This window comes from Nocardia salmonicida (assembly GCF_036142455.1).
In the GTDB taxonomy this organism is placed as follows: Bacteria; Actinomycetota; Actinomycetes; order Mycobacteriales; family Mycobacteriaceae; genus Nocardia; species Nocardia salmonicida.
The window spans coordinates 4,043,833-4,069,165 of sequence record NZ_CP108014.1 but is presented as its reverse complement, the minus strand read 5'-3'; the positions used below and the strand labels follow the sequence as shown (position 1 = coordinate 4,069,165).

General features: G+C 68.0%; 26 protein-coding genes and 1 tRNA gene. 14 read left to right on the top strand and 13 right to left on the bottom strand.

Annotated features, from left to right (window positions below):
- Nucleotides 1-106: 106 nt before the first annotated feature.
- The 5 genes from cobO to OHS03_RS19140 all read left to right on the top strand — a co-directional run bounded on the left by cobO (nt 107) and on the right by OHS03_RS19140 (nt 4,584).
- A complete protein-coding gene (cobO, locus tag OHS03_RS19160) occupies nt 107-721 on the top strand; it encodes a cob(I)yrinic acid a,c-diamide adenosyltransferase (protein WP_056811609.1) in 615 nt (204 codons plus the stop codon).
- Nucleotides 715-2,139, top strand: coding sequence for a cobyrinic acid a,c-diamide synthase CobB (locus OHS03_RS19155; RefSeq protein WP_328655943.1), 1,425 nt, complete (start codon nt 715-717; stop codon nt 2,137-2,139). The genes cobO and OHS03_RS19155 overlap by 7 nt, the downstream gene beginning before the upstream one ends.
- Nucleotides 2,140-2,161: 22 nt before the next feature.
- Entirely contained in the window at nt 2,162-2,581 is a 420-nt protein-coding gene (locus OHS03_RS19150; RefSeq protein WP_328655941.1) for a cobalamin biosynthesis protein, read from the top strand.
- 64 nt (nt 2,582-2,645) lie between these two features.
- Nucleotides 2,646-2,711: transfer RNA gene (locus OHS03_RS19145), tRNA-Pro, on the top strand.
- Nucleotides 2,712-2,985: 274 nt separating this feature from the next.
- Nucleotides 2,986-4,584: a TROVE domain-containing protein gene (locus tag OHS03_RS19140; protein ID WP_328655940.1), complete on the top strand. Its 1,599-nt coding sequence runs from the start codon at nt 2,986-2,988 to the stop codon at nt 4,582-4,584.
- Nucleotides 4,585-4,649: 65 nt separating this feature from the next.
- Here OHS03_RS19140 and OHS03_RS19135 read toward each other — a convergent pair whose 3' ends face one another.
- Nucleotides 4,650-5,741, bottom strand: coding sequence for an Rv3169 family protein (locus OHS03_RS19135; protein ID WP_328655938.1), 1,092 nt, complete (start codon nt 5,739-5,741; stop codon nt 4,650-4,652).
- Nucleotides 5,742-5,755: 14 nt separating this feature from the next.
- The gene (locus tag OHS03_RS19130) at nt 5,756-6,880 is read right to left on the bottom strand and encodes a phosphotransferase family protein (protein WP_328655936.1); all 1,125 of its coding nucleotides are present in this window, start codon (nt 6,878-6,880) and stop codon (nt 5,756-5,758) included.
- A gap of 203 nt (nt 6,881-7,083) precedes the next feature.
- Here OHS03_RS19130 and OHS03_RS19125 point away from each other — a divergent pair, with 203 nt between their 5' ends.
- Nucleotides 7,084-8,430, top strand: coding sequence for a DoxX family protein (locus OHS03_RS19125; RefSeq protein WP_328655934.1), 1,347 nt, complete (start codon nt 7,084-7,086; stop codon nt 8,428-8,430).
- Nucleotides 8,431-8,440: 10 nt separating this feature from the next.
- Here OHS03_RS19125 and OHS03_RS19120 read toward each other — a convergent pair whose 3' ends face one another.
- Nucleotides 8,441-8,887 (bottom strand): nucleoside deaminase, encoded by a 447-nt coding sequence (locus OHS03_RS19120; protein WP_328655932.1) that lies wholly within the window; start codon nt 8,885-8,887, stop codon nt 8,441-8,443.
- Between the two features lie 175 nt (nt 8,888-9,062).
- Here OHS03_RS19120 and cobA point away from each other — a divergent pair, with 175 nt between their 5' ends.
- A complete protein-coding gene (gene cobA, locus OHS03_RS19115; RefSeq protein WP_063004326.1) occupies nt 9,063-10,304 on the top strand; it encodes a uroporphyrinogen-III C-methyltransferase in 1,242 nt (413 codons plus the stop codon).
- Nucleotides 10,305-10,382: 78 nt separating this feature from the next.
- Nucleotides 10,383-11,843: an MFS transporter gene (locus tag OHS03_RS19110; RefSeq protein ID WP_328664308.1), complete on the top strand. Its 1,461-nt coding sequence runs from the start codon at nt 10,383-10,385 to the stop codon at nt 11,841-11,843.
- 18 nt (nt 11,844-11,861) lie between these two features.
- Here the strand turns inward: OHS03_RS19110 and OHS03_RS19105 are convergent, their stop codons facing one another.
- Genes OHS03_RS19105 through OHS03_RS19095 form a run of 3 tightly spaced genes read right to left on the bottom strand, consistent with a single transcriptional unit; the run spans nt 11,862 to nt 15,174 of the window.
- Nucleotides 11,862-12,275 carry a PPOX class F420-dependent oxidoreductase gene (locus tag OHS03_RS19105; protein ID WP_235569331.1) on the bottom strand — a complete coding sequence of 138 codons (414 nt, stop codon included), beginning with the start codon at nt 12,273-12,275 and terminating at the stop codon, nt 11,862-11,864.
- Nucleotides 12,276-12,328: 53 nt separating this feature from the next.
- Nucleotides 12,329-13,666, bottom strand: a complete 1,338-nt coding sequence (locus OHS03_RS19100) for an aspartate aminotransferase family protein (protein WP_328655929.1) — start codon at nt 13,664-13,666, stop codon at nt 12,329-12,331.
- 17 nt (nt 13,667-13,683) lie between these two features.
- Complete coding sequence (locus OHS03_RS19095; protein ID WP_328655927.1) at nt 13,684-15,174, bottom strand: CoA-acylating methylmalonate-semialdehyde dehydrogenase; 1,491 nt, start codon at nt 15,172-15,174, stop codon at nt 13,684-13,686.
- Between the two features lie 109 nt (nt 15,175-15,283).
- Between OHS03_RS19095 and OHS03_RS19090 the strand changes: the two genes are divergently transcribed.
- Nucleotides 15,284-16,942: a PucR family transcriptional regulator gene (locus OHS03_RS19090; protein ID WP_328655925.1), complete on the top strand. Its 1,659-nt coding sequence runs from the start codon at nt 15,284-15,286 to the stop codon at nt 16,940-16,942.
- On the opposite strand, the gene OHS03_RS19085 is transcribed toward OHS03_RS19090, so the two are convergent.
- Complete coding sequence (locus tag OHS03_RS19085; protein WP_328655923.1) at nt 16,913-17,554, bottom strand: LysE family translocator; 642 nt, start codon at nt 17,552-17,554, stop codon at nt 16,913-16,915. The genes OHS03_RS19090 and OHS03_RS19085 overlap by 30 nt on opposite strands.
- An 84-nt stretch (nt 17,555-17,638) precedes the next feature.
- On the opposite strand from OHS03_RS19085, the gene OHS03_RS19080 reads away from it, so the two are divergent.
- Both OHS03_RS19080 and OHS03_RS19075 read left to right on the top strand, forming a co-directional pair.
- On the top strand, nt 17,639-18,313 hold the full coding sequence (locus OHS03_RS19080; RefSeq protein WP_328655921.1) for an NADPH-dependent F420 reductase: 675 nt from the start codon (nt 17,639-17,641) through the stop codon (nt 18,311-18,313).
- A 127-nt stretch (nt 18,314-18,440) separates the two neighbouring features.
- Nucleotides 18,441-19,073, top strand: coding sequence for an HD domain-containing protein (locus tag OHS03_RS19075; RefSeq protein WP_056811572.1), 633 nt, complete (start codon nt 18,441-18,443; stop codon nt 19,071-19,073).
- Between the two features lie 24 nt (nt 19,074-19,097).
- Here the strand turns inward: OHS03_RS19075 and OHS03_RS19070 are convergent, their stop codons facing one another.
- The gene (locus OHS03_RS19070) at nt 19,098-19,787 is read right to left on the bottom strand and encodes a type 1 glutamine amidotransferase domain-containing protein (RefSeq protein ID WP_328655918.1); all 690 of its coding nucleotides are present in this window, start codon (nt 19,785-19,787) and stop codon (nt 19,098-19,100) included.
- Between the two features lie 50 nt (nt 19,788-19,837).
- On the opposite strand from OHS03_RS19070, the gene OHS03_RS19065 reads away from it, so the two are divergent.
- From OHS03_RS19065 to OHS03_RS19055, 3 genes are all read left to right on the top strand, one after another.
- On the top strand, nt 19,838-20,785 hold the full coding sequence (locus tag OHS03_RS19065) for a LysR family transcriptional regulator (protein ID WP_328655916.1): 948 nt from the start codon (nt 19,838-19,840) through the stop codon (nt 20,783-20,785).
- Between the two features lie 75 nt (nt 20,786-20,860).
- On the top strand, nt 20,861-21,142 hold the full coding sequence (locus OHS03_RS19060; RefSeq protein ID WP_056811563.1) for an ArsR/SmtB family transcription factor: 282 nt from the start codon (nt 20,861-20,863) through the stop codon (nt 21,140-21,142).
- Nucleotides 21,142-21,534, top strand: coding sequence for a VOC family protein (locus tag OHS03_RS19055; protein WP_328664307.1), 393 nt, complete (start codon nt 21,142-21,144; stop codon nt 21,532-21,534). The genes OHS03_RS19060 and OHS03_RS19055 overlap by 1 nt, the downstream gene beginning before the upstream one ends.
- On the opposite strand, the gene yaaA is transcribed toward OHS03_RS19055, so the two are convergent.
- Genes yaaA through ehuB form a run of 5 tightly spaced genes read right to left on the bottom strand, consistent with a single transcriptional unit; the run spans nt 21,524 to nt 25,325 of the window.
- On the bottom strand, nt 21,524-22,270 hold the full coding sequence (gene yaaA, locus OHS03_RS19050) for a peroxide stress protein YaaA (RefSeq protein WP_328664305.1): 747 nt from the start codon (nt 22,268-22,270) through the stop codon (nt 21,524-21,526). The genes OHS03_RS19055 and yaaA overlap by 11 nt on opposite strands.
- A 57-nt stretch (nt 22,271-22,327) precedes the next feature.
- The gene (gene ehuA / locus OHS03_RS19045) at nt 22,328-23,083 is read right to left on the bottom strand and encodes an ectoine/hydroxyectoine ABC transporter ATP-binding protein EhuA (protein ID WP_056811559.1); all 756 of its coding nucleotides are present in this window, start codon (nt 23,081-23,083) and stop codon (nt 22,328-22,330) included.
- Nucleotides 23,084-23,087: 4 nt separating this feature from the next.
- The gene (gene ehuD, locus OHS03_RS19040) at nt 23,088-23,735 is read right to left on the bottom strand and encodes an ectoine/hydroxyectoine ABC transporter permease subunit EhuD (protein ID WP_056811556.1); all 648 of its coding nucleotides are present in this window, start codon (nt 23,733-23,735) and stop codon (nt 23,088-23,090) included.
- Nucleotides 23,732-24,448 (bottom strand): ectoine/hydroxyectoine ABC transporter permease subunit EhuC, encoded by a 717-nt coding sequence (ehuC, locus tag OHS03_RS19035; protein ID WP_056811553.1) that lies wholly within the window; start codon nt 24,446-24,448, stop codon nt 23,732-23,734. Before ehuC ends, ehuD begins: the two co-directional genes overlap by 4 nt.
- Before the next feature lie 7 nt (nt 24,449-24,455).
- Nucleotides 24,456-25,325 (bottom strand): ectoine/hydroxyectoine ABC transporter substrate-binding protein EhuB, encoded by an 870-nt coding sequence (gene ehuB / locus OHS03_RS19030; RefSeq protein WP_056811552.1) that lies wholly within the window; start codon nt 25,323-25,325, stop codon nt 24,456-24,458.
- Between the last annotated feature and the right edge of the window lie 8 nt (nt 25,326-25,333).

Below are 25,333 nucleotides of genomic sequence, written 5' to 3'. Positions count from 1 at the left end.
CGGAGGCCCCGGGCGTGCCCTGATAGAAATGGTGACGAGCTGGCCTCGCGGGCCACCGTGTGCCGCGAACACGCGCGTCAGTGCGACAGATGACGAGGAGTGACCAGTGCCCAAAGGTGTTCCCGAGAGTGTGCCCGAGGACGGCCTGACGACCCGTCAGCGGCGCAACCAAGCGGTGTTGGCGGTGCACACCGGACCGGGCAAGGGCAAGTCCACCGCGGCGTTCGGGATGGCGTTGCGGGCCTGGAACCAGGGTTTCGACGTAGCGGTCTTCCAGTTCGTGAAGAGCGCGAAGTGGAAGGTCGGCGAGGAGGCCGCGTTCCGAACCCTCGGCACCCTGCACGAGGAGACCGGCGCCGGTGGCGCGGTGGAGTGGCACAAGATGGGCGAAGGCTGGTCCTGGACCCGCAAGCACGGCACCGAAGAAGACCACGCGGCCGCCGCCCTGTCCGGCTGGCAGGAGATCTCCCGCCGCCTGGCCGCCGAACAACACCGCTTCTACGTCCTCGACGAGTTCACCTACCCCCTCAAATGGGGCTGGGTCGACATCGACGAAGTCGTCGACACCCTCGCCAACCGCCCCGGCAACCAGCACGTGGTCGTCACCGGCCGCGACGCACCCGCGGCGCTGATCGAGGTCGCCGACCTCGTCACCGAGATGACAAAGGTCAAGCACCCGATGGACGCGGGCCGCAAGGGCCAGCGCGGTATCGAATGGTGAGCGCCCCCGCCGTGGTGATCGCCGCCCCGGCATCGGGGAGCGGCAAGACCACGCTGGCCACCGGGCTGATCGGTGCGCTGCGACGGGTCGGGCACCGAGTGGCGCCGTTCAAGGTCGGGCCCGATTACATCGACCCCGGCTATCACGGGCTCGCGGCCGGGCGACCGGGGCGCAATCTGGATCCCGTTCTCGTCGGTGAGGATCGGGTGGTGCCGCTGTATCGGCACGGCGCGCAGGGCTGCGATATCGCGATCGTCGAGGGCGTGATGGGCCTGTTCGACGGCCGGATCGACGAGAACCGCGCGGATGCGGTCGCCGAGGGGTCCACCGCGCAAGTAGCCGGGCTGCTCGGGGCGCCGGTCGTCCTGGTGGTCGACGCGCGCGGCCATTCCCAGAGCCTGGCCGCCCTGCTCCACGGGTTCGCCACCTTCGACTCCTCGGTCCGCCTCGGCGGCGTGATCCTCAACCGGGTCGGCAGCGAACGCCACGAACAAGTCCTGCGCGCGGCCTGCGACCGCGTCGGCCTCCCGGTCCTCGGCGCCCTACCCCGGATGGCCGAACTGGAGGTCCCCTCACGCCATCTCGGCCTCATCCCGGCCGTCGAACACGGCGCCGCCGCCACCGCCGCGGTCGACGCGATGACCGAACTCGTCGCGGCACACGTGGACCTGCGCGCGATCGTCGCGCTGGCGGGCGGCTCGGTAGCGGGTGCCGCGTGGGATCCGCGGGTCGAACTGACCGCTGCGACTGAAAGTCCCTCGGGCGGAACAAGTTCGGAGTATGCCGCAGCCGAGCTCGACATCTCGAACCGGGATCCGTTGATCGCGATGGCGGGCGGTCCGGCTTTCACCTTCGGCTATGCCGAGCACCGGGAACTCCTGGTAGCGGCCGGTGCCCGGGTGGTGGTTTTCGATCCACTCTCCGACGAACTCCCCGTCGGCACAGCGGGATTGGTCCTTCCCGGCGGCTTCCCCGAGGAGCATGCCGGGCAGCTCTCCGCCAACGAGCGCCTCCGCACCGCAGTGGCCGAAGGGGCGGCGAGGGGCCTGCCGATCCACGCCGAGTGCGCCGGACTGCTCTACCTCACCCGCTCTCTCGACGGCCATCAGATGGCGGGCGTCATCGACGCCGACGCCGAATTCGGCCCTCGCCTGACACTCGGCTACCGCGACGCCGTCGCCCTGCACGACTCCGCGCTGTGGCGAGCAGGGGCCCGGGTACGTGGCCACGAATTCCACCGCACCCGGCTGGCGCGCACCGGCGCGGAGAACGCCGCCTGGGGTTGGCGGACAACGGGTTCGGTGGCCGAAGGTGCCGTGGTCCGTCAGGTGCACGCCTCTTACCTGCACACCCATCCGGCGGGAAATCCTGACGCTATCGCTCGATTCGTCAGCGCCGCACGACGATTCGACCGCTGATGGCGCGCAACGGCATACGGCGATGACGACCTCCGACGGCGAGGGACAACCGGCGACGACCGGTGTTGCACCGTCGGGTTCGGTGGTGGTTGTCGGGATCGGCGTCCGGCCGGGTACCGATGGGGGGCGGATCGTTCGCGCGGTGCGGGCGGTGGTCGGCGACACCGCCATCAGTTGCTTGGCGACCCTCGACCGGCGTGCGACCGAACCCGGTGTCCTGGCCGCAGCGGCGACGCTGCGCGTGGTCGTGGTGGCGTTCACCGCCGAGCAACTGGCCGAGGTCGATGTGCCGCACCGTTCGGATCACGCGTCGGCGGCCGTCGGCACCCCCAGCGTCGCGGAAGCCGCGGCTCTGCTCGCGGGCCACGGCGAACTCGTGTGCGGCAGAACAATTGTCGACGGAATAGTGATCGCCGCAGCGTCGGCACCGTCGCGGCCGTGAGTGCCGAATTAATTCAGTGGGAAAGTTCGATCATGGGCAGTAACGTCTGATTCAGCAGTTGCGAGGCGGACCGGATCTGATCGGTTACCATTCGGATTGGGGATGTCGCAGGTTCGAATCCTGCCCGCCATCACAAGGTGGCGGTAGTTCAGCCTGGTAGAGCGCCTATACCGGTCGGGACACACACGTCCGCCGAGCAACTGCCCATGTAATGAGCAGGACGGACCGGATTCGGTCGGTTATCTGGCACGACCTCAGGGTCCAGCGGGTTCGAACCCCGTGGCGGAAAGCGATTTCCGTTGTTCGGCCGTAACCACACGTCCGTCCGCTCATCACGTCACCACATGTCCCGATGGGTCCGGGACCGAATCATCGACGCCGGTATACGTATCGGAGGGGGAACAATGAATATCTTGTCGCGCATTTCTCGTCGCAGCACGCCGCAGACCCTGCCCGCCGATACCCGGCAGGTGGTCGACAATGCGGGCGGCTACGTCTTCGAGATCACCCCGCAGGCGCGGGCGCGCCGCTTTCTCACGCTCGGAACGGAATCGGGAACTTTTTACGTCAACGCGAAGGCGTTGACGGCCGACAATGTCGAATTCATCGCCGAGTACGCCGCCCAGCACACCGCCGACCTCGTTCGCGAGATCGTCGAGATCTCCACTTCGGGGCGCGCCCCGCGCCCGAACCCGGCCCTGTTCGCGCTGGCCGCCGCCGCGTCACTCGGTGATGTCGACGGTCGCCGCGCCGCTCTCGCCGCACTGCCGCTCGTGGCGCGGACCGGCGCGCACCTGTTCCTGTTCGCCGGCTACGCCGAGCAGTTCCGCGGCTGGGGTCGTGGTCTACAGCGGGCCGTCGCGAACTGGTACCTGGACAAGCCGGTCGACGCACTGGCCTTCCAGGTGGTGAAGTACCGGCAGCGTGAGGGCTGGTCGCACCGCGACCTGCTGCGCCTGTCGCACCCGGCGACCACCGACGACGAGCGACGCAGGTTGTTCGACTGGATCTGCGGCCGCGCACCGGAACTCGACGGTGTGGCCCTTCTCGACGGTTTCCAGCGAGCACAGAACGCACCGGTTGCGCAGGTGCCGGAGCTGGTGCGCGAGTACCGGCTCAGCTGGGAGATGCTGCCCGATGCCGCGCTGAACACCGCGCCGGTGTGGGAAGCGTTGCTGGACAACGGTATTCCGCAGACCGCACTGCTCCGTCAGTTGCCACGCCTGACGCGCCTCGGCCTGCTCGATCCGCTCGGACCGCGTACCGCCGCGATCTGCGCGCAGCTCGCCGACCCGGCGCGGCTGCGCAAGGCTCGGGTGCACCCGGTGTCGGTACTGATCGCGTTGCGCACCTACGCTTCCGGACGTTCGGCGCGCGGTGCGGGCACCTGGACGCCGTCGGCTCCGGTCGTCGACGCTCTCGATACCGCGTTCTACGCGGCCTTCGAGTCCGTGCGGCCGACCGGCCTGCGGCACCTGCTGGCACTGGACGTCTCGGGTTCGATGATGAGTGGGATAGGGGGACTGCCGATCTCGGCGCGTGAGGCCTCGGCCGCGCTCGCCCTGGTCACCGCACGCACCGAGCCGCAGCACCAGATCGTGGGGTTCACCTCGGGCGGCAAGGGGTGGCAGGGTGCGCGCGACCTGTCCCAGCTGTCGATCTCGCCGCGGCAGCGTCTCGACGACGCGGTGGGGGCGGTGTCGGGATTGCCGTTCGGCGGCACCGATTGCTCGCTGCCCATCCTGCACGCGTTGGACAAGGGCATCGAGGTCGACGTGTTCTCGATCTACACCGACAACGAGACATGGGCGGGTTCGGTGCACCCGCACCAGGCGCTGGCCCGGTACCGCCGCGAGGTGAACCCGCGGGCCAAGCTCGTGGTCGTCGGCATGACCGCGACGAACTTCAGCATCGCCGATCCGGCGGACGCGGGCATGCTCGACGTCGCCGGATTCGATGCCGCGGTGCCGTCGCTACTGGCCGACTTCGCCACGGCCGCATAAGAAATCGGAGCCGCCGCGACCTCGTTGTCGCGGCGGCGCCTTTTCTTCTCGCGCGAAGGGTTCCGTCAAGGGGCGACGGAGGACCAATCGGCGAAACCTGTCGGGTCGTGGCGGCCCATGGAGGCGTGTTCGAACAGGCCCCAGCCTTCGGCGTCACCGCAGCGGGCATAGCCGATGTGGTCGATCACGCCGTAGGGGGTGCGGGCCTTGATCGCGGGGTCGGTGAGGTCGTAGGCGCTCGACAGCGACCAGTTCTCGCCCATCCATCGGCCGTGGGTCCAGTCGGGGTCGGCGCCGTAGCCACAGCCCACGTGCAGGGCGATGCCGGGGCGCGATTCGACCTCGACCTCGAGCGGTTTGCCGTCGGGCGTGGTCATGTCCAGCCGCACCGACTTCGGGTGCCGGGTGCCGGGCTCGTAGGTCCAGTGCATGCGGGGCCAGCCCAGCTGTTCCTTGCGGCCGTCGTTCCAGATCCGGACCGCGTTGTTGAGCGTGCGGGTGCCGTCCGGTTCCTCCTGGACGATCACCACGATCGAGAAGTCCTGGAACCGCAGCGGCGCGTACAGCCACCAGAAACCGTCCATGCCGGTGGGTCGACCGGCGGGTTCCGGCTCACCGGAGGGCCGGATGCCCCAGGATCGGTCGCGGCTGCCGGTCCACACCGCGGGATCGACGGTGTAGTCGATGCCGTCGACGGCGAGAGTGCCTGCCCACGAACCCGATTGGGCGAAGCGGGAGGCCTCGATCATCGGCTTGGTGCCGGACAGGATCAGGTGCGGCTGCTCTTGCACGGCGGGCTGCGCGCCGGTCCAGGTCAGATCGAAAGCGAGATCGTCGTGCTCACACACCACGCGCAGCTTCTGCAACGGCTCGATCACCTCGATTCGGTAGCCACCGACGGCGGTGTTCAGATCGCGCGAGGTGAGCGCGTCGGAGAAACGCACGCTGCGCTGGGCGTCACCGTGGCGCACTGTCGCGAAAGCGTCGACCACACCGAGGTTCGGGTACACACCGAATCCGGTGATCAGCATCGCGTCGCCCGAGGGGTCGAAGGCGTTGAAGTAGTAGCGGTCGTAGAAGTTCCGGTCGCTGGTGGCCACCCTGGCCAGCGACAGCGGGGTCTGATGGACCGGGTATTCGTCCAGGGGGACGGGCATGATCGCGCGCATAGTCAGTCCCATTCGTAGGTGCCGTCGAGCAGCGCCTCGAGGCTGAGGCGATGCATCACGTAGTCGTCGAGTTCGGCGGGCACGGTGTCCTCGCCGAAATGGATCATCCGGCACTTGATCCTGGCCATCACGATCGCGTGCCGCAGCGCGGCGTAGACGATGTAGAAGTCCAGATCACGGACCGAATGTCCGGTCAGTTTCTCGTATTTCGCCACCACCGCGTCGCGGCGAAGGAAGTCCGCGAGTCCGGGTTGGTCGAAGCGGGTCGCGATGTCCTGGAAGAACCTGTGGATGAAGATGGTCCAGCCCAGATCGAGTTCACGTGGCGCCAAGGTCGCCATCTCCCAGTCGAGCACCGCCGTCGGGGTGAAGCCGTCGAACAGGATGTTGCCGGGGCGGGCGTCGCCCCAGTTCAGCACCTCGGGACCGGGATCGGTCGGCCAGTTGGCCTCGAGCCAGTCGAACGTTCGCTCGATCAGCGGCACCTCGACGTCGTGGTCGGTCAGTGCCCACTTGTACCAGGCGCGCTGGGCCTCGAAATGCCTGCGCAGCGCGGTTCCCTCGCCATCGAGCAACGGGAAGCGCTGGGTTACCTCGTCGATGGCGTGTACCTGCGCGATCACCTCGACGGTCGCGTCCGCTATCAGCTCGCGCTCGGCGGCGGTGGCGTCGAACAGCCAGCCGAAGAACACGTAGGGCGGATTGTCCGACGGCGCCCTGCCCTCGACCCGCTCCATCACGAGGAAGGGCGAGCCGAACACGGAGTCATCGAGTTCGAGCCAGCGCAGTGGTGGGACGGCGACCTCGGAGGCTGCGGCGACACCGGCCATCACCTGGTACTGCATGGCCAGGTCGTACGACTCGAACACCGGGAACGAGCTGTCCTCCGGCGCCATCCGGATGACGAAGGAGCCCTGTTCGGTGCCGCCGCCCGCCGACCACTCGGCGTCGAACAAGATGGTGGTGCTGGACATGCCGCCGCTGGACGGCTTGCTCAAATTGCTGACCGCCACGTCGCCGCCGACCTTGTCGGTCAGCCATCGCGTCAGCTGTCCGGCGAGCTCGTCCAGATCACGCTCGTTGACCGTGAGCGACATCTGAGCGGCGGGATCCTGATCTTCGGACATCTGTGCTGGCTCCCCTGTCGGCAAAACTGTAACGTGTGTCACTTCTGGGTACCCGAAGACTATCCGAAATGTAAGTCCGGCGTCGGTGAGTGAGATTCAGGGTTGACAGGGTAAAGATCAGGGTTTTCCCGGACGCGCTCGGTGGGGGATGCCGATTAGCTTCGGTAACAAAGGATCTCGACGGGGAGGTACGGGTGTCTGTAGTGACCACGGAGCGTACGCACGAGGAAGTCGCGAGCGCGCCACCCTCTACTCCGAGCTGGCATCCGGTCACCCGGCTCGCGTTCCGGTTCAGTGTCGCCTATCTCGGTTTGTTCTGTCTGTGGATGGCTCAGGTCACCTTCGTTTTCCTGGGCGTCTTCGCGCTGTCGTTGCCCGAGGAGGGCATGCTCTGGCAGATGCTCGCGCTCGAGCCGGTGAGCGCCTGGATCGGTGAGCACGTGTTCGGGGTCGAGGCCGAGCTGGCCATGACCGGCAGCGGTGACCAGGCGGCGATCTGGATCCAATGCGGCCTTGTGCTGATAGCCGCGGTGCTGATCACCCTCGTGTGGTCGGTGCTCGATCGGCGCAGGCGCGCGTATCCACGGCTGCTGAGCTGGTTCCTCACCGCGTTGCGGTTGTTCGTGGGCGGGCAGATGCTGTTCTACGGCTTCGCGAAGCTGATCCCGACGCAGATGCCGGAACCCTCGCTGATCGCCTTGCTCACTCGCGTCGGTGATCTGACGCCGATGGCGATGTTGTGGACGCAAGTGGGATCCTCGCCCGCCTACGAGATCGCGTTGGGTACGGCCGAAGTGCTCGCCGGGCTGCTGCTGTTCTGGCCGCGCACGGCGACGCTGGGCGCCATGCTGAGCGTGATCAGCATGGCGCAGGTGTTCCTGCTCAACCTCACCTACGACGTCCCGGTGAAGATGCTGTCCGGGCATCTGCTGCTGATGGGGCTGGTACTGCTGGCCCCGCAGGCCCGGCGAATGATGAATTTCCTCGTACTGGAACGAGACTCGGAGCCGGTCGTGCAACCACCGCTGTTCAGGTCCGAGCGTGCGAATCGGTGGGCCACCGTGGTACAGGTCGCGGTCGGGCTGTGGATCACCGTGGGGATGATCTACGCCGGCGTGGAGAGCTGGCGTGAATACGGCGGCGGCGCACCGAAACCCGAGCTCTACGGCATCTGGGAAGTCAGCGAGTTCAGCATCGAGGGCGCCCCGGTCCCGCCGCTCACCACCGATCCGGTGCGCTGGCAACGCCTCGTCATCGACATCGGCACGGCGGGCTACCAGCGGATGGACGACACGATCGTGCCGGTGCTGGCCACGACCGACCTGGCGGCGCACACGATGACGCTCGCCGCCGCACCCGCCGGCCCGGACCGGACCCCCGCGCCGTACGCGACATTCACCGTCGACCATCCCTCGGCCGACACACTGACCCTGCGCGGTGAACTCGACGGCCGACCCGCGACGGTCACTCTCGATCGCGTCGACCTCAAGCGATTCCCGTTGCGCGGCCCGAACTTCCGCTGGGTGCAGAACCAGCCGAATTTCGGCTGAGATCGACCGGCTAGACCGCGCCGATGTCCTCGAACCACAGATCGGGGCGGTCGGCGACGAACTCGCTCATCAGCGACACACAGCGCGGATCGTCGAGCACGAGCACCCGGACTCCGTGTTCGGCGAGCCAGTCGTGGCCGCCGTGGAAGGTCCGCGCCTCGCCGATGACCACGGTGCCGATGCCGAACTGGCGCACCAAGCCGCTGCAGTACCAGCACGGGGACAAGGTGGTGACCATGATCGTCGGGCGGTAGTCGCGGCGACGGCCCGCGGCGCGGAACGCGTCGGTTTCGGCGTGGACGCTCGGATCGTCGTTCTGTACGCGGCGGTTGTGGCCGCGGCCGAGCAGGGTGCCGTCGGCGTCGAACAGGGCCGCGCCGATCGGGATGCCGCCCTCGGCCAGACCCTGGAGGGCTTCGTCGTAGGCGATGTCGAGGAGTACCTCCGGTTGGGTCATGGTCTCCACTGTCCTGCCTGCTCGCCGGGTGGGCAACGCGGAACGCCGATCGAGAGCGGCGAACGCGGGAGATCTTTCGTCGAGACCGGCCGCGAGGCGAAGATCGTGGATCGGCGGTGCGCCTGTCGGCGGGTGCGTTCGGGCCGCACCGAGCCAGGAACTAGGCTCCGACACTGTGCCGAACACCGCTGACACCGCATCGACCCCGCCCGCAGGCGACCCGAACTACCTGGTCGGGCTCGATCTGCGTGGCCGCAGAGTAGTCGTCGTCGGCGGCGGAACCGTTGCCCAGCGCAGACTGGGGCTGCTCGTGGCCTCGGGTGCGGATGTGCACGTGATCAGCCGAGTGGTCACCCCGGCTGTCGAGGGGATGGCTACGGCGGGGCAAATCGCCGTGGAACTGCGCGCCTACGCCGACGGCGATCTCGACGGCGCCTGGTACGCGATGGCCTGCACCGACGAACCCGAGACCAATGCCGCCGTGGTCGCCGAAGCCACCGCCAAACGCATCTTCTGCGTCCGCGCCGACATCGCCCGTGACGGCACCGCGGTCACCCCCGCGACCGCCCGCTACGACGGACTGTCGCTCGGCGTGCTCGCCGGTGGTGAACACCGGCGCTCGGCCGCGGTGCGCAACGGCCTGCTCGAAGCACTGCAATCCGGTGTGGTGACCGACGATTCGGAACCGGTGACCCCCGGCGTCGCGCTCGTCGGCGGCGGCCCCGGCGACCCCGACCTGATCACCGTGCGTGGTCGCAGGCTCCTCGCCCGCGCCGATCTGGTCGTCGCCGACCGGCTCGCCCCGCCGGAACTGCTCGCCGAACTGGGCCCGCACGTCGAGGTGATCGACGCCGCGAAGATCCCGTACGGCCGGTCGATGGCGCAGGAAGCGATCAACCTCGCCTTGGTCGAGGGTTTCAAGGCGGGCAAGTTCGTGGTGCGGCTCAAGGGCGGCGACCCGTATGTGTTCGGCCGTGGGTACGAGGAACTCGAGGCGTGCACCGCGGCCGGTATCCCGGTGACGGTGGTGCCCGGCGTGACCAGTCCGATCTCGGTGCCCGGCGCGGCCGGCATCCCGGTGACCCATCGCGGGGTGACCCACGAGTTCGTCGTCGTGAGCGGACACGTCGCCCCCGAGCACCCCGATTCGCTGGTCGACTGGTCGGCGCTGGCCAAGCTGCGCGGCACCATCGTGCTGATGATGGCGGTCGAGCGGATCGACAAGTTCGCCGCCGCGCTGCTGGACGGCGGGCGCCCGTCCGATACCCCGGCCGCGGTCATCCAGGAGGGCACTCTGCGCACCCAGCGGGTGGTGCGCGCCGACCTCGCCACGGTCGCCGACCGGGTGAAGGAAGAGGGCATCCGGCCGCCCGCGATCATCGTCATCGGCCCCACGGCGGGCTTCGGCCTGGACTAGCTTCGCGGGCCGCGCGCCCTCGGGCTGCCGTCGCGCCAATTACACTGCCTCGTTGTGCTCGATAAACCCGCTGCGACGATGCAGTATCCGGTGACGGGGCGGGCCTTCGGTCTCGCCATCCTCGTACTGAGCGGCCTGCAGTTCATGGTCGTGCTCGACGGCACTGTCGTGATCTTCGCGCTGCCGCGGCTGCAGGAGGAGATGGGGCTGTCCAGTTCGGGCAGTGCCTGGACGGTGACCGCCTACGGCCTGACCTTCGCCGGACTGATGCTGCTCGGTGGCAGGCTCGGCGACGCGTTCGGGCGTAAACGGATGCTGATCATCGGGGTCGGGGTGTTCACCGCGGCCTCGCTGGCCTGCGGTCTGGCCACTGGCGAGGCCATGCTGCTGATCTCGCGCGCCTTCCAGGGCGCCGGCGCGGCGATCGCGGCGCCGACGGCCTTCGCACTGGTCGCAACCACTTTCGCGCCGGGTCCTGCCCGCAATCAAGCCATCGCGATCGTCGGTTCGATGGCCGGTATCGGGTCGGTCGGCGGTCTCGTCGTCGGTGGTGCGCTCACGGAGTTCTCGTGGCGGTGGATCTTCCTGATCAATGTGCCGATCGGCGCGCTCATCGTGGCGGGTGCGGTGTACAAGCTGTCCGACACCGAGCACCATCGCACGCCGCTGGATATCAAGGGCGCGATCCTGGGGACGCTGGCCTGCGCGACGATCGTGTTCGGCGCGACAGAGGGTCCGGCGATGGGTTGGACGAGCCCGGTCATCCTCGCCTCGCTGATCGGCGGGTTCGCGCTGCTGGTGATCTTCGTGGTGACCGAACGCCGGGAAGCCGATCCACTGCTGCCCTGGTCGCTGTTCGACAGCCGCGACCGGGTCGCCACCTTCGCACTGATCTTTCTCGCCGGTGCGATTCTCGGCGCGATGACCTTCTTCGTCGCCCAGTTGCTCCAGAATGTGCTCGGGTACAGCCCGCTGCAGGCCGGTGTCGCCTCGATCCCGTTCACCATCGGCATCGGGCTCGGCGGCGCCGTGGCGTCGAAGGCGGCGCTGGTCGTCTCGCCGCGCTGGCTGCTGGCCTCGGCCTCACTCGTGCTGGCCGTCGGTCTGCTCTTCGGCTCGACGCTGGATCGGCACGTGCACTACCTGCCGACGTTGCTGGTGCTGCTCGTGGTGATCGGCTTCGGCGTCGGCGTCGCCATGGTGCTGGCCCCGCTGTGTGTGCTCGTCGGAGTGTCGCAGTCGAATATCGGTCCGCTGGCGGCGGTCGGCCAGATGTTCATGAACCTGGCGACACCGATCGCGATCGGCCTGTTGAGCCCGATCGCGGCGTCGCGCACCCTCTCGCTCGGCGGCACCGACGGCCGTGCCGCGGACATGTCGCCGACCCAGATCGACGCTCTGAACAGCGGATACACGCTGGTCCTCTTCGTCTGCGCGATCCTGGCGGTGCTGGCCGCCCTGGTCGCCTTGACCTTGCGGTTCACCCCGCAACAATTGGTGCAGGCACAGCAGGCGCAGGAAGAGGCCCAGCGGAGCTGACTCCGCCGGGCCCGCTGCTCACAAGCGTCCGGTGACCTTGGTCGGGCTGACGCGGATGACGACGCGTTCGGCATCGTCCACCGATGCCGGGTTGAACTCGCGATACGGCTTGCCGGTGTATTTGAGCGACATCTCGTCGGGCAGCGCCCGTTCGGGATCCGGTGTGGTGGTGGCGGTTCCGCGGACCTCGGCGTAGAGGAACGGCCGCTCGGGCGGGTTCACCATCACGGTGATCCTCGGGTCGCGCACCAGGTTCTTGGCCTGCTGTCGGGAGACGGTGGTGGAGAACAGCAGCTCGTCACCCTCGCGTTTGATCCAGACCACGGTCAGGTGCGGATGCCCGTTGGGCCCGACCGTGGCGACGGTCGCGTAGACCTTCTCCTCGTCGAGATACGTTTTCAGCTCATCGGAAAGTACGGCGGTATCAGTCACGCTTCGAGAGAACGCCGAACGCGGCGGGCGCATTCCGCCCGCCGCGTGGCGGGTCAGACGGTGTGCGCGTCGGCGACGGTGAGCGCCTGATCGAGGATGGCCAGCCCTTCCTTGGCCTCGGCCTCGGTGATCACGCACGGCGGGACCACGTGCAGGCGATTGAAATTGACGAACGGCAGCACCCCGCCGGCGCGGCAGGCCGCGACCAGTTCGTTCATCGCGGGGCTGGTGCCGCCGTAGGGGGCGAGGGGTTCGCGGGTGACCCGGTCGCGGACCAGCTCGAGTGCCCAGAAAACGCCGAGCCCGCGGACTTCCCCGATGCTCGGATGCCGTTGCGCCAGTTCGCGAAGGCCCGGACCGATGACCTTCGCGCCGATGTCGGCGGCGTTCTCGACGATGCGCTCGTCGGCCATCGCGTTGATCGTCGCGACGGCCGCGGCTGCCGCGAGGGGATGACCCGAGTAGGTGAGCCCGCCGGGATAGGGCCGGTCGGCGAAGGTCGCCGCGATGGCCGCGCTGATCGCCACGCCGCCGAGCGGGACATAACCGGAGTTGACCCCCTTGGCGAAGGTGATCAGATCGGGCACGACCTCGAAATTGTCGATGGCGAACCACTTTCCGGTCCGCCCGAAGCCCGCCATCACCTCGTCGGCGATGAACACGATGCCGTGCTTGTCGCACAGTTCGCGGACCCCGCGCATGTACTCCGTGGTCGGCACCATGATGCCCGCGGTGCCCGGCACCGACTCCAGGGCGATCGCGGCGATGGTGGCCGGGCCCTCCATCTCGATGGTGCGCTCGAGATGGGCCAGCGCCCGCTCGGTCTCCTGCGCCTCGTCGGTGGCGTGGAATTCCGAGCGGTACAGGAACGGGCCGAAGAAGTGCACGGTTCCGGTGTTGCCGTGGTCATTGGGCCAGCGGCGCGGGTCGCCGGTGAGGTTCACCGCTGTCTCCGTGCCGCCGTGGTAGGAGCGGTAGCGCGAGAGCACCTTGTAGCGGCCGGTGTGCAGGCGCGCCATCCGGACGGCGTGTTCGACCGCGTCGGCGCCACCGTTGGTGAAGAAGATCGTGTCGAGATCGCCGGGCGTGCGTTCGCTGATCAGGCGGGCCGCCTCCGAACGGGCATCATTGGCGAATGACGGTGCGACAGTGCAGAGTTTGGCCGCCTGCTCCTGGATCGCGGCGACGACCTTCGGATGCTGGTGGCCGATATTGGTGTTCACCATCATCGAGGAGAAGTCGAGCAGGCGATTGCCCTCGCCGTCCCACACGTAGCAGCCTTCGGCGGCGGTGAGCACCGTTGGCGTGAGAGCTGCTTGCGCGGACCAGGAATGGAAGACGTGGCGGCGGTCGAGTTCGTAGGCGCGAGCGGCCTCTTCGGAAAGCGTCATGTCGAGTCTCCCTCGGGTTACTTGTTCTGCGGGAAGCCGAGTTCCAGCCCACCGTGGCTCGGATCGAGCCAGCGGGCGGTGACCGCCTTGGTGCGGGTGAAGAAGTGCACGCCGTCGGTGCCGTGCGCGTGCGAGTCGCCGAACAGCGAGTTCTTCCAGCCGCCGAAACTGAAATAGGCCATCGGCACCGGGATCGGGACGTTGACGCCGACCATACCCACCTCCACCTCGTGCTGGAACCGGCGTCCGGCGCCGCCGTCGTTGGTGAAGATGGCGGTGCCGTTGCCGTAGCGGTTCGCGTTGATCAGCGCCACCGCCTCCTCGTAGGTGTCGACCCGCACGACCGACAGCACGGGGCCGAAGATCTCGTCGGTATAGACGCTCATGGTGGGCGTCACCTCGTCGAGAATCGTCGGGCCGAGCCAGAATCCGTCCGGCGCGCCGTCGACGGTGAGATCGCGACCGTCGAGAACCACACGGGCACCGGCGTTTTCGCCCGCGTCGATGTACTCGGCCACTCGGTCGCGGTGCGCGCGGGTGATCAGCGGGCCCATCTCCGCCCCGCTTGCGCCGTCGCCGGTGACGATGCTCGCGGCCCGCTCGCTGATCTTGGCGACCAGGTCGTCGGCCACCCCGCCGACCGCGACGACCACGCTGATCGCCATGCACCGCTCACCCGCCGACCCGAAACCGGCGTTCACGGCGGCGTCGGCGGCCAGGTCCAGATCGGCGTCGGGCAGCACCACCATGTGGTTCTTCGCACCGCCGAGCGCCTGTACCCGCTTGCCCGCCACGGTGCCGCGCTGATAGACGTACTTGGCGATCGGGGTGGAGCCGACGAACGACACCGCCTTGATCGCCGGGTTGTCCAGCAGTTCGTCGACGGCGACCTTGTCGCCCTGCACGACGTTGAACACACCGTCGGGCAGCCCCGCTTCCTGCCACAGCCGCGCCAGCCACAGCGCCGCCGACGGATCCTTCTCACTCGGCTTGAGCACCACCGTGTTGCCCGCGCCGATGGCGAGGGGGAAGAACCACATCGGCACCATGGCGGGGAAATTGAACGGTGCGATGATCGCGACCGGGCCGAGCGGCTGACGGATCGAGTAGATGTCGACCTCGGTCGAGGCGTTCTCGGTGAACCCGCCCTTGAGCAGATGCGGAATGCCACAGGCGAATTCGACGACCTCGAGACCACGGGTCACCTCGCCGAGCGCATCGGCGGCCACCTTGCCGTGTTCGGCCGTGATGATCGCGGCCAGTTCCGTTCTGCGTTCGGCGAGCAGCTCGCGGAAGCGGAACAGCACCTGGGTGCGGCGGGTGAGCGAGGCGTCACGCCAGGACGCGAAGGCCACCGTCGCGGCGTCGATCGCGGCGCGGGTATCGGCCACGTTCGCCAGCGCCAGCTCCCCGGTGACGACGCCGGTGGCGGGATTGGTCACCGGTGCTGTCGTCTCGCTGGTACCGCTCACCGATTTGCCGTCGATCCAATGGCCGATGGACTGCATGAATGCCTCGATTCGCCGAGTGGTGTCGTGCCTCCACCCTGGTCCATCCGGAGCCCGGAAAGGGCCGACGATGTGTACACATTTGCGGCATTCGTATTACGATCTGTCAGTGCTGTTGACGGTGGCCGATGTGCTCGCGACCCCGGTGATGCAGGCCGGGCAACCCGAGGTCATCTGTGCCGCGAACCTGGACCGACCGGTGCGCTGGGTGCATGTCAGCGACCAGGCCGACGTCGCCGATGTTCTGGTCGGCTCGGAGTTGATCCTGACCACCGGGCAGGCACTCGCCGCTCCTGAGCAGGCACGGATCGCCTACCTGCGATCGCTGTCCGCCGCCGGGGTCGCGGGCCTGGTCGTGGAACTCGGCAGCTACGTGAGCGAACTCGGTCCCGTCGTCGCCGCCACGGCCGCCGAACTCGAGCTGCCGGTGATCGTGCTGCATCGGGTGACCCGCTTCGTGGAGATCACCGAAGCGGTCCACCGGGCGATCGTCGCCGACCAGTACGCCGAGCTGGAGTTCGCGCGCACCGTGCACGAGACGTTCACCGACCTGAGTGTGCGCCGTGCCGCGCTGGCCGAGATCGTGCAGACCGCCGCGAGCATGCTCGACGCGTCGGTGGTGCTGGAAGACCTCTCACATCGAGTGCTGGCGGCCACCGCCCGGCACGCCACTTCGGCTGCGCTGCTGGAGGAGTGGGAGGCCGTTTCGCGGATGCTGCCCGACGGATCCGGCGTGGTCGGCGTCGGACCGCACACGCAGCGCTGGGGCAGGCTGATCCTGCGCACCGACCGAACCCATACCGCGCGGGTCGCCATGGTGCTCGAACGCGCCGCGCAAACCATCACCCTGCACCGGATGATCGACAAGGACCGCTTCGGGCTGCACCGGCAGGCCCAAACCGGCCTGATCGCCGACCTGGTGGACGGGCGGGTCTCCGACGAGCGCGACGCACAGGCGCGCGCCGCGGCGCTCGGTCTGCGCCGGCGCGCCCGCTATGTGCCGCTGGTGATCGAAATCGACACCGAGTCGACGACGGATCCAGTCGCGGCCCAACGACGGAGTGAGTCGATCGTCGAAGCCGTGACGCATGCCCTCGGCTTGGTCGACGCCTCGGCGCTCAGCGCGGCGGCGCACCGGCGAACGCGCGGTGGGACCGACGGCGAACAGGTCGCCGTGATCCTGGCGGTGACTCGTGGCGGCGATGTCGATGACCACTTGGCGCCGGTGTGCACCGCGGTCCTGGCCGAGACCCGCCGGGTCGAGGGCGTGCGTCGCGCGGTCATCGGCGTCGGCGCCGACTCCGATTCTCTGCTCGACGCCGCGGGCGGCCTCGCGCATGCGACGGGCGTGGCCGAGGTGGCCCGGTCGATGACGACGACCCCGAGCCGAATGTTCTTCCGCAGCGCGGATATTCGCCTACGCGGTCTGCTCTCGCTGATCCGCGACGAACCCGGCGTGCAGAGCTTCGCCGAGGCCGAACTCGGCGCGCTCCTGCGCTACGACATCCGCCACGCCGCCGACCTCACCGGCACCCTGCGCCGCTTCCTCGACCTGGCAGGCAACAAGACCGAACTCGCCAAGGCGCTCGCGATCAGCCGACCCACTCTCTACGACCGCCTCGCCCGCATCGAACGCATTCTCGCCGTCGACCTCGACGACGGTGAATCGCGCACCTCCCTGCACGCCGCGCTGCTCGTGCGCGACGTGACCGCGGGCGGCGATCCCGACGGTCGTGGTTCAGTCTTTGCGGCCGGTGAGAGCCAGTGACGTGCCGAGCCCGATCATGACCAGGCCGCTGGTGCCGCCGACGGCGGCGAGACGACGCGGCGACCGCGCGAACCAGGACCGGGCCGACCCCGCCACGAGCGCCCAGAGCGAGTCGAAGATCAGGCCGAACACCGGGATGCAGAGCCCGAGGATCAGCATCTGTTGTGGCACCGCGTGCGTGGTATCCACGAACTGCGGCAGCAGCGCCGCCAGGAAGACGATGTTCTTCGGGTTGGTGATCCCGACGATCAGCCCGTCCCGCAATGCCGGCGCTGGACGGTGCGCGTCCACGGTCTGCTCGGCGTGGAAGGCCGTCCGCAGCGCGTCGCGATGTCGAATCGCCTGTATGCCGAGATAGACCAGATAGGCGGCACCGACGAGTTTGATCGCCGTGAACACCGCCGCCGACGCCGCCACCACCGCGCCCAACCCGAACGCGACAGCGACAACCTGCCCGTACACCCCGATCGCATTGCCGAGCACCGTCATCAGCGCCGATCGCCGGCCCGCGGTGAGCGCGCGGCCGATAGTGAACAAGACGCTGGGGCCGGGCACGATCACCAGCAGAAACGCCAAGCCCGCGAAGGAAACGAGATGAGCCGAAGACACCATCGCTTTACGCTATCCGGCGGCTGAAGCGGGGACAATGACGGCAGTGTGGGGAACAACCATGCCCTGGTGGAGGTTGTTCCGCGCATGACGACACTCGGATTGATCGGCAGCGGACACATCGGCTCCACCGTGGCGCGGTTGGCGGTGGACGCGGGCTATGACGTGGTGCTCAGCAACTCGCGCGGCCCCGAGACCCTGGCGGATCTGGTCGCCGAGCTGGGTCCGCGGGCTCGGGCGGCTACCCCGGCCGAGGCGGCCGGAGCAGGCGACTATGTGGTGGTCACCGTGCCGTTGAAGGCGTATCGGGACGTACCGGTCGCACCGCTCGCGGGCAAGGTCGTGTTCGACACGAACAACTACTATCCCGACCGCGACAGCGCCATTCCCGAACTCGACGCCGACCAGACCACGACCAGTGAACTGTTGCAACGCCACCTCCCCGAATCGAAGGTGGTCAAGGCGTTCAACAACATCGCCTACGCCAACCTCGCCGAACTCGCCCGCCCCGCCGGTGCCGCGGACCGGTCCGCCCTTCCCATCTTCGGCGACGACCCCGACGCCAAGAAGCTCGCCACCGACCTCATCGACGCCATCGGCTATGACGTAGTCGACGGTGGGTCCCTCGCCGAAAGCCGCCGCTCCCAACGAGATACCCCGGTCTACGTGCGCCCCTATGCCGCCGACGACAACTGGCCGCCCGCCCCCAAGCCCGCCGGCGCCGAGGAGGTGCGTGCGGCCCTCGCCGCCGCCGAGGTCTGACTGTTGGGCGTCGTTCGGCTGTCCGCGGCCGGACGACCAACGCCTGTTCGGGGCGATGGCGCGCAGCGGCGGTGACAGGCAGGATCGGGGGGTTGTGGGTGTCGGTGCCGACGACGAAACTTGTTGTATGAGTGCGCTGTCGCAGAACCTGCTTGACCGGTGGATCGCCTTGGCCGGGGTCGAGGCCGAGCAAATCGGCGCCGGGGTGGTGGGACGCTACAGCGAACCGCATCGCCGTTACCACACCGGCACCCACCTGGCGGTGATGCTCGCGGCGATCGACGAATTCGCCGGTGCCGCAGCCGATATCGAAGCCGTACGATACGCGGCGTTCTTCCACGACGCGATCTACGCCGTCGCGCGGGCCGACAACGAGGAGCGCAGCGCCGACCTGGGCCGCGACATTCTCGAATCACTGGGCGCCGCACCGGAACTGGTCGAGGAGGTGGTGCGGCTCGTGGTGCTGACCCGCGGACACAAGCCGCAGCCCGGTGATGCGAACGGCGCGGTCCTCTGCGATGCCGACCTCGTCGTGCTCGGTGGCACACCCGAGGAATACGCCGCCTACACCGCCGCGATCCGCGCGGAATACGCCCACGTCCCCGACGACCTGTTCCGCGCGGGCCGCGCCTCGGTCCTTCGTAATCTGGCCGATCAGCCCCGCCTGTTCCGCACCGACCTCGCCCACGACCGCTACGAGGCGATCGCCCGGGCCAACCTCACGGCCGAACTCGCCGAGCTCACCGCCGACATCGGCTGACGTGACCGGCGGCCTGTTGCCCGGCTAGAGGGCGGTGAGTATCTCGGCGGCCAGCGGGCCCGCGGAGGCGGGGTTCTGTCCGGTGTAGAGGTTGCGGTCCACCTCGATGTGCGGCGCCCACGGGTCGCCTTCGCGGTAGTCGGCACCGAGCGCGACCAAGCGATTCTGGAGCAACCACTTCGCCTTGTCGGCGAAGCCCGCCTGGGTTTCCTCGGCATTGCTGAACGCGGTGAGGCGGTAGCCGGCAAAGGGGGAACTGCCCGACTCGGCGGTGGCCAGGAGCGCGGCGGGGGCGTGGCAGACGATGCCGAGCGGCTTGCCGGAGGCGAGCGCGTCGGTGAGCAGAGTGCCGGAGACAGGGTCGACGGCGAGGTCTTGCATCGGGCCGTGACCGCCAGGGTAGAAGACGGCGTCGTAGTCGGCGAGATCGACCTTGTCGAGGGCGATCGGACTCCGCAACGCGGTCGCGCCGGAGAGGGTTTCGGCGACCGCCGCCGCACCTTCGGCGCCGCCGTTGACCTCGGGGGCCATGCTGGCCTGGTCGACGGTCGCGATCACGCCGTTCGGGGTTGCCACGGTGACGGTGTGGCCCGCGCCGGTGAAGGCCGCGTAGGGCGCGGTGAATTCCTCGGCCCAGTAGCCGGTGGGATGTTCGGTGCCGTCGGCCAGTGTCCAATGATCGGTGCCGGTGAGAACGAACAGGATGTGTGCCATGGGATCAACGCTAAGGTCGATGGCATCCCCTGACCAATAGGATTGTCTATATGAGACATAGGACAGCCGATGGGTCGATGGATCTGGTGCAGCTGCGGACCTTTCTGGCCGTCTTCCGCACCGGTTCGCTCACCGCGGGCGCGGCCCAGGTGGGACTGTCCCAGCCGACCGTGACCACCCAGATCCAGGCGCTCGAGCGACACCTCGGCAGGCCGCTGTTCGAACGACTGCCCCGTGGGGTGACGCCGACCGCCGCCGGTCACGAGCTCGCGGCGCGGGTGAGTAGCCCACTGGAGGCGCTGGAGGCGGTCGTGAGCGGGGCGGTGACCGATCGTGCGGCGCCGCCCGAACCGCCGGTGCTCCTCGGCGGACCGGCGGAGATGCTCGCCGCCAAGGTGGTGCCCGCGCTCGCACCGCTGGTCGCCGACGGCGTGCGGCTCACTGTCAGCACCGGGATCACCGACGACCTGCTGGCCCGATTGCATTCGGGCGCACTGGACCTGGTCTTCGCCACTACCCGACCGCGTGGGCGTACCGTGCTGGCCGAACCGCTCGTCGACGAGGAATTCCTCCTCGTCGCGGCCCCCGAGATGGCCGACCGCATCGACACCGCCCGCCTGCGCGCCGAAGGTCCGATCGCGCTGGAGGGTATCCCGCTCGTCAGCTACGCCGCCGATCTGCCGATCTTGCGCCGATACTGGCGCCACGTGTTCGAGACCCGGCTGGAAGTCGAACCGGCGCTGATCGTTGGTGACCTGCGCGCGGTACTCGCCGCGGTCATCGCGGGGGCGGGGATCAGCGTGCTTCCGCACTACCTGTGCGGCCGGGAACGGGCCGACGGAACCCTGGTCACGCTGCTCGATCCCGCCGATCCGCCGATCAACACCGGATTCCTGGCGCGCCGGGTCGGCGCGCCCTCGCGACCGCATGTCGACCTGGTTCGCGCCCGGCTGGTCGAGGCGGCGCGAGGATGGCGGGCGGGATGCGGTGCCGAATAGGCAACTGGACACTTGCCCTTGACATGCAAGTGCGCACTTGCCTATGGTTCGAAGGGAGCGAACGGAGCGTGCGGAGTGACCGACATCTTCACCGCGTTGGCGGATTCGACACGACGTGCACTTCTCGATGAACTGGCCGATCGTGACGGGCAGACCCTGTTCGAACTGTGCGCCCGGCTCGTGAGCAAGCACGACATCAGCTCGTCGCGCCAGGCGATCACCCAGCACCTCGGCGTGCTCGAGGACGTCGGTCTCGTCCACACCCGTCGGCAAGGCCGCTACAAGTTCCATCACGCCGATTTCACGCCGCTGCGAGCGGTTTCGGTGCGATGGCCCATCCCTCAGGAGGACACATGATTCGCATCGGAGTGACGAGCGTCTTCGTCGACGACCAAGCCAAGGCCGAGGTCTTCTACACCGACGTGCTCGGCTTCCAGGTCAAAGACAAGGTGTCCCTCGGCGAATTCGACTGGCTCACCCTCGTCTCGCCCGCCGACGTCGACGGCATCCAGCTGCTGCTCGAGCCCGATCAGCACCCGGCGGCCAAGGCCTACAAAACGGCGCTGAGCGCCGAGGGTATCCCCGTGATCGTCTTCACCGTCGACGATCTCGACGCCGAATACCGCCGCCTGCTCGACCGCGGCGTCTTCTTCACCCAGGCGCCGGCGGCCATGGGCGCGTTCAGCACCGCGGTCTTCGACGACACCTGCGGCAATCTCATCCAGCTCATGGCCCCCACTACTGGGTAATGATGAGAAGTTCGGTGGGGGAGGCGATTTCGGCGCGCAGTCCGGCTGTGGTGGCCACCCGGGCGACGGCGCGGATGTCGGTGGGATCGGCGCGGGTGAGAACGAGGGCGCGGGCGAGCAAGCCTTTGTGATGTTTGTTGAAGTGGCTGACGACGGTGCGCGAGCCGTCGGGGTGCTCGGTGAGGACATTGGCGGTGATGGCGTCGGGGACCCGGCCCAGCTGCTGGTAGGTGCCCGAGCGTAGGTCGATGACGAGTTCGCCCGCGGCCTCGGTGTAGAGGGCGTCGGGCAGAACATCGCGCCACACCGCCGAAAGTGTCGGCAGCCCTGGAAGTTTGGTGCCGCCCGAGAGGCGGTAGGCGGGGATGGGGTCGGCTGCGCGGACCGCGCCGAACAGGGCCGAGCCGATGCCAAGGCGGGCGTAGGCCTTGGCGCGCTGCACCTTGGTGAACGACGTCGCGTCCAGTGCGTCGTAGAGGACCCCGGTGTAGCGCTCCAGGGCGGGGCGGGTCGCCGACGTGCGCAGGCTCGCGTTGCGGGCTATCTCCGCATCCGCGCCTTTACCGAGGCCGAGTACCCCGGCGGAGGCGGCGGGGTCGGCCGCCAGCTGCACCACCTCGGTGATCAGTTTGTCGCGAACCGCGCTGAGCTGCGGCATCGCCAGGACGTCGAGGTCCAGCGGCGCGCCCGATCCGCCGTCGGACTTGGTTTCGGAGGGAGGCAGCAGCACCAGCACGATCGTCAACGTTAATCGCCGTCGAAACCGCCACCGCGCCCCGCCCCGTCCGCGAGTTCAGCGCACGGCTTCGAGGAACTTGCGCGTGCGCTCATTGGTCGGTGCCTCGAAGATCTGCTCGGGCGGACCCTGTTCGACGATGCGACCGGAGTCGAACATCAGTACCCGGTCCGATACCTCGCGGGCGAAGCGCATCTCGTGGGTGACGATCAGCATGGTGATATCGGTGGTTTCGGCGATCGTGCGCAGCACGTCGAGGACATCGCCGACCAGTTCCGGGTCCAGGGCCGAGGTCACCTCGTCGAGCAGCATCACCTTCGGATCCATCGCGCAACAACGCGCGATCGCGACCCGCTGCTGCTGCCCGCCCGACAGCTGCGAGGGATGCGCGTCGGCCTTGTCCGACAGACCGACGACCTCGAGCAGGTGCCGAGCGCGTTCGCGCGCCTCGTCTTTCGACTTGCCGAGCACGTGGATCGGCGCCTCGGTGATGTTCTCCAGTACCGTCATGTTCGGGAACAGGTTGAACTGCTGGAACACCATGCCGATCTTGGTACGCACCGCGCGCAGGTGTTTCTCCTTGGCGGGCACCAGCTTTCCGCCGCGTTCGGTATGGGTGAGTGGTTCACCGTCGACCCAGATCACGCCGTCGCTGATCGTTTCCAGCGTCATCAGCAGCCGCAGGATGGTGGTCTTGCCCGACCCCGACGGCCCGATCAGGGTGACCTTCTCCCCGCGGCGGACACTGAAATCGAGCTGGTCGAGCACGGTGAGCTCGCCGAAGCGTTTGACCACCTGATCGAATCGAATCATCTCGTCAGTAGTAGGCAAGGCGCTTCTCCAGTCTTCTGATCAGCACAGACGTCGGGTAGCTGGCGAGGAGGAAGAACACCCCGGCCATCGTGATCGACTCCAGATACGCGAAGTTGCGCGCTCCGAATTGCTGTGCGGCGGTCACCAATTCGACGACCGAGATGGCGAACAAGAACGGTGTGTCCTTGAACATCGACACGGCGTTGGTGCCGAGCGCGGGCAGGCTCGCCCGGATCGCCTGCGGCAGCACCACCGCGCCCCAGGTGCGCACCGGCGGTAACGACAGCGCGCGCGCCGCCTCCCACTGCCCCTTCGGCACCGCCTCGATCCCGGCCCGATACACCTCGGCCAGGTAACTCGAATAGTGGATGCCGAGCACGACGATGCCGATCTGCAACGCCGAGAACTGCGTGAACAGCGTGTAGGCGAACAGCAATTGCACGACCAGCGGGGTGAGGCGGACGAACTCGCTCACCGCGTGCACCGGCGCGGCGATCGGGCGCGGCATCGTGCGCCGGATCATCGCGATCGCCAGCCCGAGCACCGCGGCCAGCGCGAAGCCGAGCACCGTTGCCAGCAGGGTGATCTGGAAGCCGTCCCACAGCACCGGCAGGGCCTCGCGGGCGCGCTCCCAACTCCATTCCGCTCTCATGGCGCCACCTTCGTGTCATCGGGCGCCAGGCTCAGCACTTCCTTGAGCGTGGCCCCGCGGCCCAGCTTGGTCTTGGCGCGGGTCTCGAGCAGGTTCATGCCCAGGGTGAGTACGTAGCCGAGGACGAAGTAGATGAGCAGGCCGACACCGAAGGAGAACAGGGTGTCGCTGGTGGTCTTGCGCAGGTCGCCGATCTCGTAGGTCAGGTCGTGCAGCGTGATGTAGGACGCCACGGCGGTGCCTTTGAGCAGGTGGACCAGCAGATTGGTCAACGAGGGCAGCATCAGCGCCCATGCCTGCGGGAACAGCACTCTGCGCATCCGCTGCCACGGACTGAAATTCAGCGCGACCGCCGCTTCGAACTGCGCGCGCGGCACCGCGTTGAGCGCCCCACGCACCACCTCGGCACCGTAGGCGCCGTAGTTCAGGCCGAGCGCCAGGATGCCGCAGAAGAGCGGGTCGAGCTTGTAGCCGAGCAGCGGCAGCACATAGAACAGCCAGAAGATCTGCACCAGAAGTGACGTGCCGCGGAAGAATTCGATCATCACGCGGGCACTGCCGCGCGCCGCGAGATTGCGTACGCGGGCGGTGGTACCGAGGGCGAGGGCGAGGACGAACGCGAGGAGCGCGCCGCCGATGGTCAGCTCCAGCGTGACGACGATGCCCTGCCACAGCGCGGGAAGGGCATCGCGTACCGCATCGACATTGCTCATGGGTGGATCAGATTTCGCCCTTGCACAGCTTGGCCGTCGTGTACTTCGGATCAGGGAGCTCGCGCTCGGTGAACCCGAACTTGCCGACGATCGACAGGTACTTGTCCTTGTCGCCGGTGATCTTGGCCAGCTCGGCGTTGTAGGCGGCGAGCAGGTCGGGATCGGTGGTGCGGAACACGGTGCCACCGGCGCCCACCTGCGGCTTGCCGTCGATGACGGCCACGAACGACGGCGTCACGTCGACGGCGGCGTTCGGTGTGTGGCTCTTGAGCCAGTTCAGCGAGATCGCGGTGAGCGCGAACACGTCGGCGCGCCCGGAGGTGACCGCGTCCATCCCGTCCTGCGGGGTGGCGACCTGGGTGGCGTCGATGCCGAGCGAGCTGGCGTAATCGGATTCGATGGCGCCGGTCATCGCGGTCATCTTCGCGCCACTGGCCTTGATCGACTGCATATCGGTCAAATTCATCGGATTACCGGGTTTCACCATCAGCGCCGTGGTGTACATGAATTCCGGTTCGCTGAAAGATGCCTGTTCACAGCGTTTCGGCAAGATCGACATACCGGCACTGACCGCATCGAAACGATTGGCCTGCAGGCCGGGAATCAGTGCGCCGAACTCGGTCTGCACACCGTCGACGGTCTTGATGCCGAGGTTGGCGAAGATCTCTTTGTGCAGTGCCACGGTGGCGCCGGTGAGCTGGCCGCCGTCCTCGAACGAATAGGGCGCTTCACCGGCGAAACCCACGGTGATCGTGCCCTTGTCCTTCAGTGACTGCAGGAGCTGACCGCTCTCGGTGGTCTCGGTCTTGGTGCATCCGGCGAGGGCCGCGGCCACCAACGCGGCACCGGTGAACACCGCTGTACAGCGCTTCGACATGGATTTCG